At 31.9% G+C, this 16385-nt stretch carries 8 protein-coding genes; 4 read left to right on the forward strand and 4 right to left on the reverse strand.

The window, feature by feature from the left end; translation table 11 throughout:
- Positions 1-43: 43 nt before the first annotated feature.
- Positions 44-745, reverse strand: coding sequence for a hypothetical protein (locus tag ODZ84_RS04950; RefSeq protein WP_266175888.1), 702 nt, complete (start codon positions 743-745; stop codon positions 44-46).
- Complete coding sequence (locus ODZ84_RS04955; RefSeq protein WP_266175889.1) at positions 699-7154, reverse strand: ATP-binding protein; 6456 nt, start codon at positions 7152-7154, stop codon at positions 699-701. Before ODZ84_RS04955 ends, ODZ84_RS04950 begins: the two co-directional genes overlap by 47 nt.
- A gap of 513 nt (positions 7155-7667) precedes the next feature.
- On the opposite strand from ODZ84_RS04955, the gene ODZ84_RS04960 reads away from it, so the two are divergent.
- Entirely contained in the window at positions 7668-8123 is a 456-nt protein-coding gene (locus tag ODZ84_RS04960; protein WP_266175890.1) for a hypothetical protein, read from the forward strand.
- A gap of 2 nt (positions 8124-8125) precedes the next feature.
- Here ODZ84_RS04960 and ODZ84_RS04965 read toward each other — a convergent pair whose 3' ends face one another.
- Positions 8126-10426 (reverse strand): AAA family ATPase, encoded by a 2301-nt coding sequence (locus ODZ84_RS04965; protein ID WP_266175891.1) that lies wholly within the window; start codon positions 10424-10426, stop codon positions 8126-8128.
- A 325-nt stretch (positions 10427-10751) separates the two neighbouring features.
- Here ODZ84_RS04965 and ODZ84_RS04970 point away from each other — a divergent pair, with 325 nt between their 5' ends.
- The 3 genes from ODZ84_RS04970 (at position 10752) to ODZ84_RS04980 (ending at position 15396) form a co-directional block, all read left to right on the forward strand.
- On the forward strand, positions 10752-12830 hold the full coding sequence (locus ODZ84_RS04970; RefSeq protein WP_266175892.1) for an ATP-dependent nuclease: 2079 nt from the start codon (positions 10752-10754) through the stop codon (positions 12828-12830).
- On the forward strand, positions 12821-14506 hold the full coding sequence (locus ODZ84_RS04975; protein ID WP_266175893.1) for a UvrD-helicase domain-containing protein: 1686 nt from the start codon (positions 12821-12823) through the stop codon (positions 14504-14506). The genes ODZ84_RS04970 and ODZ84_RS04975 overlap by 10 nt, the downstream gene beginning before the upstream one ends.
- A 410-nt stretch (positions 14507-14916) precedes the next feature.
- Positions 14917-15396, forward strand: coding sequence for an LA2681 family HEPN domain-containing protein (locus ODZ84_RS04980; protein ID WP_266175894.1), 480 nt, complete (start codon positions 14917-14919; stop codon positions 15394-15396).
- A 73-nt stretch (positions 15397-15469) separates the two neighbouring features.
- Here the strand turns inward: ODZ84_RS04980 and ODZ84_RS04985 are convergent, their stop codons facing one another.
- Positions 15470-16342, reverse strand: coding sequence for a hypothetical protein (locus ODZ84_RS04985; protein ID WP_266175895.1), 873 nt, complete (start codon positions 16340-16342; stop codon positions 15470-15472).
- Positions 16343-16385 lie beyond the last annotated feature (43 nt).

The following is a 16385-nucleotide window of genomic DNA, read 5'->3' on the forward strand; positions in this document are numbered from 1 at the left end:
ATCCGCCACAGATAAAAGAAATCTTGCGCTGCAAGTCAAAAAACTATTTAGCTTTACCATTTTTTTTGTAAAAATTTTCTTTAATTCGAGCCAATTCATTTTTTTGTGCTTCCAGTAGATCTTCTAAATCCTTGAACATATGATCAACTCTGGAAATATTATCATCCGACATTTTAAAATTATTTAAATCAACAACACCCATATTTTTATCAAAATCACTAAAAACTTCTAGAATCTCTAAGAAACTGATTTGCTCCCGAGTTAAAAACTCTTTATTCTCTTTCATCCATTCCTGATCTTTCAGCAGAATATCTTTATGCAGGTTAATTTGTACAACTTTGCTAAAAATTTTTTCAGAATTATTTTTTACAAGATCAACAAATTGTGTCCATTCATTATCTCGTGGCACTGCATTATATTCTAACCATCGAGGTATAATAATAGGCTCTTTATCCTCTTGTAAAATTTTCAATATCTCCAAAACCGGTTTTAAATCTTCCAAAGGTTGTTTGATTGGGAGATCATCTTTCCTAGACCATAACTTAAGAATAACATTACAGCATTCGGTCTGTAATTGTTTTTTTTCGCTTTTAGATTCAGCAGCATTAATTCCGGAGATAAGTTCTGCTATATAGTGTGACATCCATCTAGCAAGTGTATTACTAGAATATTCAAGGTTTAGTTCCTTAATGAGTTTCTCACCCAATTTTATAATTGACTCCTCTGAGTGTTTTGACTGTTCCATCTGGTTTTATTAGGTAAAGTTTTATTTGATATCTATTATCGCTGTCTCTATTTCTGTAGTGCCTCTCTTCGAGTTGTCTTTCGATCCAGCATCTTAAGATAAGGTCTTTTTGCTCTTGTTTTAAAAATTCAACTAAAAACTTTTTCGATATTTTTAAAATACTTCCAGAAGATTCAACACCTGTATTATATTTTCTATTTCTTCGTTCATCGTTAGAAACCTCATTCCAGTTTTCAAAGACACTTATCAATGAATCTTTTGCGTAACCCATTTTATAGTATTCATCATAAGTTACGTCATAATTTTTTTGCAAGCCATCATCCAAAACGAAAGAACCTTGCTGATTACGGTTGAAAAGTTGATCCTGTGAATCAAGACCTTCGTATTCCGATTTAAATTCTTCTATCCATCCTTTCAAAAGGAAATCTTTTTCATCTATTGCTCCATCATCATCTTCATCTTTAGCAAGAGGAAAATAATAATCGTAGCTGTCTTTGGTTGTATGCAAAGCCCTCAATAAAGCATCTGATTTGTCTGAAGAGACCAGATTTGATGTAATACTTACAGACTCTTGATTGGCTCCCATATACATTATAATACCACCATATACATAAAGAAAAGGATCGGTTTGATCCAAAAAGCCTGCTACCGAATCAAAATCATCTTCTTGGATCTGATCACGCCAAATCAAATCAAATTTGTTTTCGCCTTCCTTCCAGTATTTCTTTTTTAGTGGAAGCGGATCTCGTAAATCCGATAGCCAGAAGTTATCAAAAGCATTGGCTTCAGATTTTAACCAATCTTCCCAATCCTCACGACCATCCAAATAATCGGTTTTAACGAAGGGTTCATTTTCCAACAAAAAATCAGCAGCGCAGTACATAGCATGGTATTGCCAGTAAATGGAAATATTCTCTACTTCGGGGTTGCTTCCCTTATCATTACTTGTAAGATGCCAATCTCCATTATAAAGCTGATTTCCTATAAAATCATCTTCGTTAGGATTTCCAACATATCCCCAATCTTCAGCAATAATCTTGTCCGCAACATCTGCTACATCATATTCTGATAAGTTGAAAGGATCTCCAACCTTGTCATACCAATACGGTAATGTATCCAAACTACTAAATTTGTAAAGCCAACTGTCAGAATCATTCCGCGCATATTTCCTTTGCTTTCGGGCGTATATTGTTTCCTCAACCATTTCCAATTTAGTATTATTCACTTGCTGAATAAAATTTAGCTCTTCATCTGTAAATACGGAGCTATCAAATGAATAAAGGTTTAGACAAGTTTTTTTAATATAATGCCTGATCAAGACATGAGGCAGATCATTGCTTACTAATTCCTGATAGAAAACATCCTTAAAATGTAAAAGCTTTGCAGGGTTTTCTATTGATATCCTGTCCAAAGCAATCCATAGATATAACTTGCAGGACATCCAATAAAACATATATTTTTTCTCCTGAAATGGCAGACAATTTCTTTCATTTTGTTTTTTAAGAATTATTTGCAACACATCCGTATTTCCAAGGTTTACCATTTTTCGTAACGAATGGATTCCCCGCCAGCGTAGACGCTTATCTGGATGACCGAGAATAAACCGCAACAAATCGGCAATATTTTCATTAAAATCACTCGGAGGTCTTAACTCCTCTGTCCACAAACCATCAGCTATATCGGGTTGAATGGGTAAGGTCCATCTGTTGATGATCCACTGCAACAATTCCTCATTTTTGTCTTTTGACAGACTATTTTTGACAAGCTCAAAAGAACTGTAAATCGACTCATCCGAAAGAAGATCAACTTTTTGCGGCAAAATTTTTCTTATAATAATTTCCAGTGTGGCTTCGTCTATAGAAAACAATTTCGCTAAGCTTTTGATAGAATAGATATTCAAACTACTGCCGTAGTCAAACTGATGTAATCTACTTATTAATACTTTTTCAAAGTTTTCGTTCTTCCATATTTTAATATCTGGATAGAATTCCCACTCATCAAAAGCCTTTTCCAGTATCTGCTCAAAAATATAATAATCCAATAAATCACTGCTAATTTCGACAAGAGCATTGAGAAACGATACTTGATCTTCAACTTCACAATGTTTAATTATATCGGAAAAAAAGCTTTTGATGATTGTTCTGTTATTGAAACTTTCATTGTTAACGATGATATCATCTATAGCTCTTTCCAAATCTTTTACAGATGTAAAATCTAATGTCGTGAGATCAATATTGTGATGATTTTGTGCGCTATTGATATGTTTTGATTTCGAATCTTCAGGTTTAGCTTCTAAAGAATCCAGAAAGTCAACATATCCTTTTAAATCCTTCACTAAATTACCATCAATAAACTGGCCTGTTTTTACCTGTTCATATATCTCTTTTGAGTAATGTTTATCTTTTTGTATTCTTAACTCTCGGAATTCAGATTTTATAAATTTATTTTTAATCTCTGTCTTTCCGGTAATATCAATATGTGCGATAATCATTTTGTATAAATCTTCCAGACTTTGCCAGTTGTAATTCGTTTTCAGAGGAAGCAGCGACGATGCAGTAATGTGGTCAACATATCCTATTTCCATTGCTTTTTTAAGCAAGGTAATTATAGAACCTCCAAGATGTATAACGTTGCGATGATGCCAACGGCATAAGGTAGGAAACATTGATGATTTGTCTATGTTTCCGATTCCCACTAACCCATCAGCGTAAGGAAAACCTTTCTTATCATAATTACCCAATTTAATGTCGCAGTACTCAATAAATCTGGCAAAATCATAAGCCAACTGGGGATTTTCATTGACAACTCCGATCTGCGACAATTCATAAATACATCTAATTTGCGCAAAAGCCTCGGTATCAATCTCTGATACAGACTTAATTGCTTTATCGAAAAAGTCCTTACTGAGCGTATCATTAATCTTAGTACTCAGTAGCAAACACTGTAGATATCTCTCTGTAGATTCGTTAGCAGAAACATGAGCTTCCTCAATCATTACTTTTGCCTCATATAAGAGTTTGAATGATAATTTTAAATATCTTTCGTTTAAGATGATTGTTTTTAAAATCTCAAACCTAAGCTTCAACTGGTCGGTCTGCTTGTCGAAGCTATCGATAATTAACTGCATCAACTCACCTCTATCATCAAAATGATTACAGGTTTTTGCGAGCTTAACCGCGAAAAATGTAAATCGTGAATTTGCCCAAAAACCAAATTGGTGTTTAAAATCATAATCATTTTGAATATCGCTGCAAATCTTTCGGAATCGGTCTGTAAGCTCAGTCTCTTCAAAACGGTGAGTTAAAAAATCAGAATGCAACTGATAAATTGGAAGAGCATATTTAAAAAAAGCTACAAACTCTCTCTTATCTCTTTCGATTATTTTACGTTGGTCATAATCTTTAATTTTATCAATGTTTTTAAAATTAGAAGGATAGTAATCTTCTAGTTTTTTGTCTACATTCTTGAGGGATGACATGAGACAGTCCTTTTTGAGAAAAATTTCCATCAATCTTGGTTCATCCTCGAAATGGCTGTCATTAAAGAAAGGCACTTTACCGAGGGGTTTTGAATCAATTCGTTCGAGACAATCAACTATCAAATCGCTATCAACTTTGTAATAGCTTAAAATTCCGCAAAACTCTACAGCAAACTCATAAAATAATTGACTAAATTTCTTTTTATTATGAGAAAATAATCTTAATAAATCTTTAGCAAGTTGAGTCAAATCAAAACCGATTGGCAAGTTATACTGAAAAAGTTTACAAGAAATAAATATCTTTTCGTCAATTCTAAATTTATCATACTTCAACCACTCTGCAATCTCAGTTTCACTTGAATAACTGACAATATTCTCGATAAGATGCTTGCCCGCACTAATTTTTGATTCAACAGGCCTCCACCTATTGAAACGTTCCATCATTCTTCTGACTCCGTATAATTTCAAAAAAGCCTCAGCTTCAAATGCTATATCAAGACTTGATATTGGATAATGCCTTAGCTCCTCGTCATTCTTTGTTTTTCTCCAAACAAGCCATTCATTAGCAGTCTTAAGATGCTTAATGGCTATTTCTCTATTTTCCCGTTTACGAGAATTGATGCCAGCCAGTTTAAGATGAAATGCTCCAGCCCAAGAACGTTCTTCAGTTTGCATTTGAAGTCTTGTCAGTGAATTTTGATCACCAAATCTCAAAACCAAATCCGGATAATTAATAAGTAGGTTGGTAAGGCCTTTATCTGTTTTAGATTCTTCGGCGGCTATAAATAATAATTTAAAATAATTTATATCATGTTCATTTTCAACACTGGCATTAAGAGCAAGTTTCGTACGGTTAATATAAACTTCCCTATTGCGTATCGGGTCTGTAGGGAAATCTAAAAGCTTTCTATCTAAAACAATATCAATCAATTGGTTCTTCAAACCCGATGAGTATAAGATTGCTCCAAGATTTGTAGAAGCGTATTCATCTTTACTTGAATTGGATAAAAACAAATTAGCAATATCCTGATGTTCTTCCAGACTGGAAGGATATGTCTGTCTTACATAATTCTCGAAGTCTTCATCCCTGAAATAGAAATGGTTATTTTCAAGAACTAATCCATTCCAAATGTCAGATGCTAAATCTTGAAGAAAAGCAATTTGAACATTCATAATTTCTGAAATGTAGTTGATAGGTACTGGTCTTGGCAGCATTATGAGTAACTTAAAAAACTCATCTACAAGAGCTCTATTATCCTCACCAAGCTTAACTATTGCATCTTCAATTTTATCAAGAATCAAATTATCAACAAGCTTACCATTAGGCTTCAGATAATTAATTACCTGTTTTATTCCCTGATTTCGTAGGGACATTGAATAAAACTGTACTCTTGGAATACCATTAGTAAATTGATGAAATTCTAAAATTTCTCCTTTAGTAATATTTTTAAAATTGATTTTTGCAAATTGAGTCGTTTCCTCCAATGAAAATGGTTGTAGTTCGTACTCCAAATGTTTTTTAAGTGGGAGTTTGAGAGAATCTTTTCGGTACGTACGAGAGGTTACCACAATATGACAACCCTCTGGAATTTCCATATTGACCAAATCTTGAACAAAACTCCTTTCCCCAAACGATTCTGCTGCTGTCACACTATTATCAGCGGCATCAATAATGAGCAGTAAATAAGCGTTAGCATCTCTGCTTTTTAAAATTTCAACGCCTGCCCTAATCCTCTTTTTTAGTTCATTCAAATAAACATCATCAGATTCATTTTGCACTAGCAAAAACTCAGTTCCTAATGATTTGGCAAGCTCATTAGCCAATTGTACAATAGCATTTCTATGCAAATGTCTTTTATCTTCCGGATTCTGATATTTACCTGCACCATAACTATCAAAGAGAATCGATTGACAATAGTCGGGAACAGCATTTTTTATCTGATGAACAATGGTTGACTTACCAATTCCTGCACCACCATGTAAACAGATGGGAAGGTAAGAAACATTGGAATCAATAACATTTACAATATCCTTCAGTTGTTCTCTTTCAACAATACGTATATTTTTTTCGAAATTTTGAGAAACAGGAAAAAGATTTTCAAGCGAACTAAATCCAAAACTTGCAATCACATCAATTACGCCTATGGTGCGGTCATCCTCACTTTCAGGCATCATCTTATTCCATACCAGCTGAAATAATGAATTGAACTGTCCTTTAGACTTTATGCTATTTTTTGAAATAGAATTTATCAATTCAAGTTTAAGAAGCTGCCTGGAATCCGATCCACAATCATCAAAATCCAACAATCTCACAAAATCTGTAAACTCTGTAAGATTAAGACCAGAAGCCTTATGCAATTTTCCAAAAGCATCTTTATTTAATTCGGAAACTTCGGAAAAAACCTTATTAAAACTTAATGCTCTTTTATTAGTCTTTAAAAAATCTTGAACCTTAAGAATCTGATTTAGATGGGATTGATTAACATTTCTGTTACTTACAAGTTTAATCTTTATTTTTTGCAGAACTTTTTCCCTTCCAAACTCATCCACAAATTTTTTAAAAACATTAGCTAGACGGTGCACAATTGAACCTTGAAAAGATTTACTCTTTTTTCCTTCATAAAGCTTTGAAAAAGTAAAATTTTCATCAACTCTTCTAGTACTGTATTTTAGTTGTGAAATGAGTATAGAATTTGCGCTATTGAAATCCTTTCCGCCAAAATATTCCGTTAAATCAATTCCTAAGAACATTTCGCCGGTTGGATCAAGTTTCTTTGAGAGATTTTTCTCAAAACCTTCAATAGTTAAAGCTTTTAGTGCTTGCTTGTCAAAGTTTAGTAATTCGAGCGATTTTTTGATTGCCCACAATATATGAAAATCATCCCCAGCGCTTGATAAATCGGCATCAGGAATAAACCTTTTATTAACCATTTAACTAATAATTTGTATAGCTAATTTACTTAAAATTATTTGTCAAATTTCATTTAAATACCTGCTAATTTTCCCGTTTCAAAAAATTTATCAGTACATCAAATGATTATTTAAGAGTCCCTCAGCTAGAGAAATTTAAATGAGCGGACATTTCAGCTTTGAACTTTTCTTCTGATTGTATTCCAAAGTCTGCAAAAGGATCAGGTAAATTGACATAATCTTTAACATAGGTGGATACCCACAAGTTTTTTGCCATTTTCCTGGGCTTTAAAAAGTTAACCAATCGATGCTATTTTGCTTACACATACAGTATAAATCAATGTTTATGCATTTAAAAGTAAGACGAGCCAAGGAATTACTCTTGAGCTTATCATAAAGAATAATCAACTTAAAACTGTACACCCTATCGTTTAGTTATTTTAAGAACAAAATAGCTTGTCATTTTCCAAATTTTACTTAATTTTAAATAAAGCAATATTTTTTTATAAAGCATCATTAGAAACATAAATAATAATGAAAAACTATTACGCATCCGAGGAACTTGCTCAGATTTTACTAAATAATGGATTTGTCGAAATAACTAATACAAAATACCCTTTACACTCTGAACAAATAAGGGAAAATGGCTATGATCCAGAAAAGGCTAAAAGAGCTTTTAGGATTAATACTAAAGATCTTATTATTTTCGAGTACTTCACGGTGAAATTTGTCCATAAAGGAGATGGTTGTAGTGTAGCAAACACAAGAAAAGAAATATCTGAAAATGAAGTGAAATCAGCGATTGCATTTTTTAAACTTCCTTTTCAAACTAGAAATGCTATTATGAGATCTGGGGTTGCAATTCCTACATTACATAACAATTACAGATATATTCAAGAAAATCCAACATATAATAATCCCAGAAATAAACATATAATCAAAGCTTTTCAAGAAGTTACACTAATAAAAATGCCACCAAATTTCTTTTAAAATTAAATTTTTTCTGAAATCCATCTCGTCAAGAATTCATTTGCAACTTGGATATAATTTTCCGCTTGTTGCCTTGATTTGGTCTGTCCTGCATGTGCAGCGGAATTTCTACAAGTTCTCAAATTATGAATTAAATTTATTTTTAAGTTTCGTGGATTAGTGAATATTGTAGGAATACGACTTCGCATATTATTAAAATCTCTAAGCCCACAGTTAACCCTTCCGTTTTTAAACTCTTTCAAAAAGCTTTGCATTTCAAACATTGTTAAATCTCTGTTTCTTAAAACTGTGGAAAATAAGATTTTCAATTCATTTTCAATTGCTCTACCATACTGAATAATAACAGGCGAGAAATCACTATTTAAGTCTGTCGTAGAAAGCAAAAGTTCAGCAGAAGATAGGTATTTAACAGTGGTACTATTTAATTTATGGATATCAAAATTGTTAGAAATAATTCCTTCATAAACCGAGATATCTAACTTATTAACATACTCATCAATTCGCAATTCTAGATCATTGATTCTTTCTCCATCTTGGACATTTTTTTCTTTCAAATTATTAAAATCATTAACAAATTGAATATTCAGGAGACTATGTTCTAAACTAGTTGTTTCATCAAAAAAACCACTATCAAATACATTATAATCGATACTGCCGTCATCAGAGATATTTAAAGATGACATTTGCTCGATATTAGTATTAGACTTCGCTTTATTCCTAAGATAAAATAATTTTACTCTTTTGCCATTAAGCTTCTTTGCAGCTACTAAGTTCTGGAAATTACGAATAAGATATTCACTGTGAGTTTCGATTATTAATTGGATATTAAATTTGTTATTGGCCTCTAAAAACATTTCTGCAAGAAGTGACTGCCACTTAGGATGCAAGTTAGCTTCTGGTTCCTCAATTAATAGAAGGCTGGGAAGGTAATATACTTGCGTTACATTTCCAAACTGATTGTCGGGAATCTCCTTTTCTCTTCTATTACGTTTAGCTAGCACACAGATTTGAATTAATATTAAAATCAATTGCTTAATGCCATATCCGAAGTCAACAAGTTCGCGTGTATTTCCGATCGCATTTGATACAGAAATTGATATTAATTGAAGCTTTACTTGAAAATCAATGACAATATTTGATCCGATTTCGAATTTTTTTAAATACTTCTCCATGAACGGAAAATTTGATCCAAATGCGTGGTAATCTTTAAGTAAATTTATAAAAGGAGAATTACCAGATGCAGAATAAACTCTCGCATTCTTCTCTTTTACTGCCGAAAGATAGTTGACGGTTAAAATTCTTTGTTGCAGATGATCCCAAGAAGTTTTAAAGCAATTTTCAAGTACGTTGTATGAAATGTTTGAACTGTCAGTACACGTCCAATTAATCTGCTGTTTTATAATATGACCTGAAGATACATAAAGAATCTCTTCTATTGTTGGAGGTGGAGTATAATCATCTACATCAAAGTCACTTTCCCTAAGTTCTCTCCTATCACTTACAGTATCCTCACGCAACCCATCAACAAATATCTCCCCGGTGCTTAAATCAATAGTGTCTTTAAATGATTTTATAAGTATTGAAGGAACAAATGGAACATGTTCTTTAAATGTAATACCATCCATCTTTTCAAGCCATTCTCCTCTATTTTCATTATTTTGATAAATTTTATAGAACTGGAAAACCTTTTTCAGTTCTTTCTTTAATTTGCCAAAATCGATTGTCCACTCGATAAACCCTACTAGCTGATCGTAAGGAAAAAGTTGTATGAATTGTGAAAAAACAATATTATCAGATTCTTTCTGAAGCTTTTTAAACTCCCGATCTTTTGCCTCTTTTTTCTTTTTATATTCTGCATTATCTGCTGATAAATCATTTTCACTTGCTTTCACATAGCCAAATGAAAACAAGAGTGATTCATCTTCATTGTCAAGTATCTTGATTTCTCTTAACTTGGCTTTATATTTTTGCTTTGACTGCACCTCAAAAGATAATGCAACAAACAAATTAGTCAATCCTAAAAAAGTAAAAGGAAGTGAAATTTGAATTATATTATTGTTTATGTTATTTAAAACATTGTCAAAATCTCCCAATAAATGTTCCTGTAAACCCAAATCAAGGTCAAATACTGATTGTCCTTCTTTAATACTATCCCTTAGTAACTGCAGGAATTTTATAATTGAACTTTTGCCAGAATTATTTGCTCCCGTCAGTATATTGATAGAAGACATTTCCTCCTGAAATCCTTCTACATCATCAAATATTCTAAAGTTTTTAAGACCAAGAACGTCTATTAATCTCATTATTAGTTTTTTATTATAATTTCTTTTTAAAGTAAAAGACTTTCCCTGAGTCTTAACTGCATGATCAACGATGAAAATAGCTAATTAAAAATTCACTTAAAAAATGTGACTTAATAATTATTACAAATTTTTAATTTGCTGTTTTATATTTTGTCTAAACATCTAAGAAGTGCTGTAAATTTAAAAACTTTTTTTTCTATAAATTATGGAAAACCGTAATAATTCAGCAGGGAAATTAAATAAATTAGCAAAGCTTATTCAAGACTTTAAATTAAGTACATAAAATTTAATAATTTTACTTTTTTACATTTCAACTCAACTAACCATGTACATATCTCAGATTAAAATTACCAATTTCAGGAATTTTGAAAATACTACAGTTGATTTTAATGACGGCATCAATGTAGTAATAGGTCATAACAATGCCGGAAAATCAAATTTGGTTTCCGCTCTTTCCTTAGTTATGGATAATTCAAAGTCAAAACGTCTTAATATTGACGACTTTTACAAACTTATTCCGACCGTACATTTATTGACTTCTCCTCCAAAAGTAAGCATTGAAATAACAATCAAAAAAGGATCTTATGAAACGGAGGATGACTTAGTAACCGTTTCAACTTGGCTAACCAGATTAGAGGAAGATTACGAAGCAAAATTAACATATGAATTCTTTCTTCCCGAAAAGCATGTCGAGAATTACCAAACCTTAGTTAGGGAAATTCCTGAGAATGAAAACCAAAATAAAAATATTTGGAATACGATTAAGCATGATTTCCTAAGACTTTATGTAGTAAAGATTTGGGGAGGAAATGTTGGCAATCAATCCACAGCAGACGTAGACTCATTACAAAAATTTGATTTTCAATTTTTAGATGCTATAAGGGACGTCGAGAGAGATATGCTGACTGGGCGAAATACTTTGCTGCGAGATGTTTTTGATTTTTTCATGGATTATGATATCAAAATCCATCCAACAAAAACAGCACCTGAGAAACATACGGATATTAAAGAAAGAAAAATTGAGTTTTCTGAAAAAGCTGAAGAATTAGTAGGTTTGTTACACAGGAGAATTGCATCAGGAAAGGAAGAAATATTATCTTATGCAAAAGATACGGGAGCGTCATTTAACAATGCTGTTCCAGATTTTGAAGGAGTAATATCAGAGACAGAGTTGTATAGTGTTCTAAAGTTAATTGTAGAATATGAGACAGGAATAAAAATTCCTGCAACACGCAATGGTCTTGGTTACAACAATTTAATTTACATGTCTCTTCTTTTAGCAAAAATGCAGGTCAATAATGACGTTAATTATTTGGATAGCAATGCAAAAATATTTTCAATGCTGGCTATCGAAGAGCCAGAAGCTCATCTACATCCGGCAATGCAATTCAAGTTTTTAAAATTTCTCGATGAAAATAAAACTAAAAGAAAAGTAAGACAAATCTTTGTCACAACACATTCAACACATATAACATCCGCCGTTGGGCTAGATGAAATTATTTGCCTGCACAATAATGAAGGAGAAACTATTGTGGCATATCCCGGAAAAACATTTGTTAATGCAGAAGGTCAACCTTTAGATCATAGCAAGAAGTATGTTGAGAGATTTTTGGATGCAAGTAAGTCAGATATGCTTTTTAGTCAAAAGGTACTTTTTGTTGAAGGACTTGCCGAACAAATCCTTGCGACGGTATTCGCAGGTTACGAAGATAAATCTTTAGAAGATCATCATGTAAGTGTTATTAATGTTGGAGGAAGATATTTTAAACATTTTCTTTATTTATTCGATTCTGAAAAATATTTCTCAATATCAAAACCTGTCGTATGTATGACTGACAGGGATCCTGAAAGAAAAAACAGAACAGTAGAAAGATCAAATTTTCAGAAGTGTTATCCATTTGAATATAATAGTGAAGCTGAAACCTTCGATTACCAGCAAAATTCTTTTAGCAACGAATACCAGCCGGAGACTCACCCGAACATTACAGTATATTCTCAAGATTCGGAGTTAGGAAAAACATTGGAATATGAAATAGCATTTTCAAATCCATCGTTAAAACTAATTCTAACAGATTCTATAAAAAATAGAAATGAGCTAGAACGTCTAATGGATTTGTACGATCAGGAAGATTCAACACTTGAAAACTTCTTTGAAATCCTACGTGAAAGTGATGAGAATGAGAGAATAATTTCCGGCATTACTCTCAACACCTCTCTTGATTTAGATGGTAAGAAAAAATCGATAATTGCAGCAAGATATCTTAATTCCATTGGTAAAGGCGAAAATGCATTAGAATTAGCAGTTGTTCTAAAAGATAATTTACAAGATAAAGGCACAGAAGATTATATCGAGTTTAATGTACCTCAATATATTAAAGACGCAATAGAAAAGTTATGCCAGTAGAAATATCATCCGATTCCTTAATAGACATTCATAAACATTTTAAAGTTAAAGCAGGTCCCGGTGCAGGTAAGACGCACTGGCTAGTTGAGCACATAAAAAATGTTACAAGAAATTCCACACTCATTTCTGGGGCAAAGAAAATCCTGTGTATAACCTATACTAATATTGCTGCTGAAACAGTTTTGACAAGACTTGGCAGCTCGGCAACTCAGGTCGAAGTATTGACAATTCACAGTTTCTTTTATTCTCATATAATTAAACCTTATTTGTCATTTATTGCTGAAGAATATGATTTTGATATCAGTTCGCTAGATGGTCATACAGATATCATAGTTTCTGATTACTCATTTTTACAAGAATGGAAAGCAGTAACTGGACAAAAGAGAATAACAGATGACAACATTATTACAGATGCCTTTGAAAAACTCAGATGGTCGCTCGCAGGTGATGAATTGATTGTCAAAACAGATTATCCTGTCAGAGTTGGGGGTTATTCTATTAAAAACAGCTCATATTTTGATTACAAAAAAATGGCTTGGCAAAGAGGTATACTTCATCATGATGATGTATTGTTTTTTGCCTATCAGATTATTAAAAAGTTTCCTTTTGTTATTAAAATCATCAATAAAAAGTTTCCTTACATATTTATTGATGAATTTCAGGACAGCAATCCAATACAGGTAAACATAATTGAAAAATTATCAACGGGTTCTACAGTTGGCATCATAGGCGATGTAGCTCAATCCATATATGCATTTCAAGGTGCATCTCCTGCCCTTTTCGATGGATTTACATTACCTGAGATGGATCACTATTTTTTAAAATTTAATCGTAGAAGTACTAACGAGATTATCGATTTCCTAAATATTATCAGGCAAGATCTTCCGCAAGATTATCATAGAACAGTATCGATATCGAAACCTGTACTTTATGTGGGTGATATGGTCGAAGCTCTGAGAAGGGCTAAAACTTCCTGTCCTGATGGGTACGTATATACTTTGTCAAGAAATAACATTACTTCTAATGCTATGAAATCAGAAATAAACGATACTGGAATGGACTATAAACTTTTACGGAAAATAAAGTTAGAAGACTCGACAAAAAAAAGAGCAGATCTAATAACTGCGTGTATTACAGCTGTTGCTCTTGGTCAGCAATCCAAATTTAAAGAAGCTATAAAAGTTTTAGAAAACGTAATAAATTACAGACGTAATAAATTAGAAGGAAAAAAGAAGGCTTTACAATATTTAACAATATTAATGGCAAAGTTCAATGACTATAAAGATCTTTCTATGCTTGAATTCTCAGAGTTTATCAGGCTAAATATTAATGATAAAATTCCGAAGGCAACTAAAGGAAAAGGAAAGATTTTTTATGAAAACAACACATTCCATAATGTTTACTTATGTGTAAATATATCTGAAGATTTAAGTTATCACCGAACGGTACACAAAGCAAAAGGAGATGAATTTGAAAATGTTCTACTAATTTTAAAAGAAGAAAAGGATTTAAAATTTATGTATGAACCAGATTTATACAATTATACGCAAGAAGAACATAGAATTTATTACGTAGGAGCAAGTCGTGCCAGAGACCAGCTTTTTATTTCAGTTCCAACACTTGATGTTAATGTTGAAGACACAATAAAAGATATGGTGATTGTTCAAAGATTTTAATCGATATTCTAACAACCAACTAATAAAGCTGTGATTTTTTTAACACTTAGCATAAAATTCATATTTATTCGAAGAGCTAAGCTAGCCCAATGACATTAAAATCAGTAGGCAAATTAAGGCAACAATATACCAAATTAGATATATAAAATATTACTTGTTTTTAAAATTATACTATCCATAGAGAAATAAAATTGTTCTTTTTAGTGTAAAAATAAATCTGGTACATTAAAATATATAGTAACTGTAATTTAAAGATATTCTTGTCAGTTTCATTATTTGGTCTGAAGCATATATTTCGTATAAACACCTAACTTAAATGTTTTTAAATTAGGTGTTAATTACGTCACATTTATGAAAACAGCTTACTTATACGTCAGAGTAAGTACTGACGAACAAAAAAGAAAAGGTTAGTGGATGGAATTTTAAACGGAACTAAGTACGAAAAATTACGAACAAGTTTTCGACTATGTTTTGGAATTCTTGATAAAATAGCAGAAGGAATCTGCTATATCTTTAATTTAAATATTTCTAAAAACGAATCTATCTACTTTGAGAATTTTTGGAATTCCAAAAGAAATAATAAAAGGTGGGAGGAAATAAATCAAAAGAAAAACATTCACTTAACAGCACTGTATAGTACAGCTTGCGATCTTGAAAAAATAAACGGAGAATTTGGTTTCTATAAGGAATGGAGAAATAAACTGGAGCACGGTGTCTTTTCGCTCAATGACGAATTATATCTAGAAACTAATTGGGAAGAGCCACAATTTTCTTTAAAAACGGATGTAAAAACCTTTGAAAAAGAAACTCTTAGATTATTACAGCTCACCAGAGCTGCAATTTTCAGCTTTGTATTTTGTGCAAGAACAGAACTTATCAAATCAACTTGATTGATAGTGATTATTGGTCAGATTATTTAAATGCAATTGAATTATTTATCCAACTTTACATCTTCCCCTCATCCTATGACGCACGGAAGACCTTCTCATCAAAAACAGTTTGATCAACATCAGTACATTTATAAACTAATTCGTCTAATGCACCAGCCAAAAAAGATAATAGCATAGGTATGGTATCATAAATGTGTTCCCACATTTCATCAATATTCTCTTGTGTTCCAAAAATCAGGTTTAAATTCTGTTTTTCAGTTGCAGAAATAGGGTTACGGTCAGTATATAAATGTATTGCGCTATTGGTAAGATTAAAAAGACTATTTCCAAATTCTTTGTTAAAAATTAAATCATACAATTCTTCATCATCAAAATTATTTTTTAACAATTGATTGGTTTTACTAATTAGATTTTTTTTTTCTGCTATTGTTGTTTTTATGGGATCGAAACCTTCTAAATTATTGAATTTGTCAATAAAATCGGATTCATTTAGAAGTTTCATTATTATTATAGATATCTCAAGAAAAGGTTTTCTTAACAAAGTAAAACAAACGGTCATCCTCATCTTTAAACAACAAAGTAAACTTTCTTGAATAAAATAGCAGGTTTCCATAATCAGTGAAAACAGCAAGTGATTTGTAACAACTTTATTTAATTCCGCTGTGAGACCCAATTCAGATAATCTGTCAAAAATATGTTCTTCAGGTACATCCATTCTACTCATCACATCTTCTGAAAATTCGAATGTCTGCATTTTCAATTGAATAAATTTATCATCTAAAACGAGCTCTTCAATTTGATTGATTACAAATTCACAGTAGTCATGGCTTTTTCTAAATTTATCGGGAAGAGAGTAATAAGTAGTTCTATGGACTGAAGATACTTCGCGGCTTATAAAATACCTTCTGAAAATAGTTGATATCTTTTCTGCAAATCTGACCACCATAAAGTAATTTATTTTGTTTGTATTTTCTGTGTGAGTAAATTTA

This window comes from Chryseobacterium fluminis, from assembly GCF_026314945.1.
Taxonomy (GTDB): Bacteria; Bacteroidota; Bacteroidia; order Flavobacteriales; family Weeksellaceae; genus Chryseobacterium; species Chryseobacterium fluminis.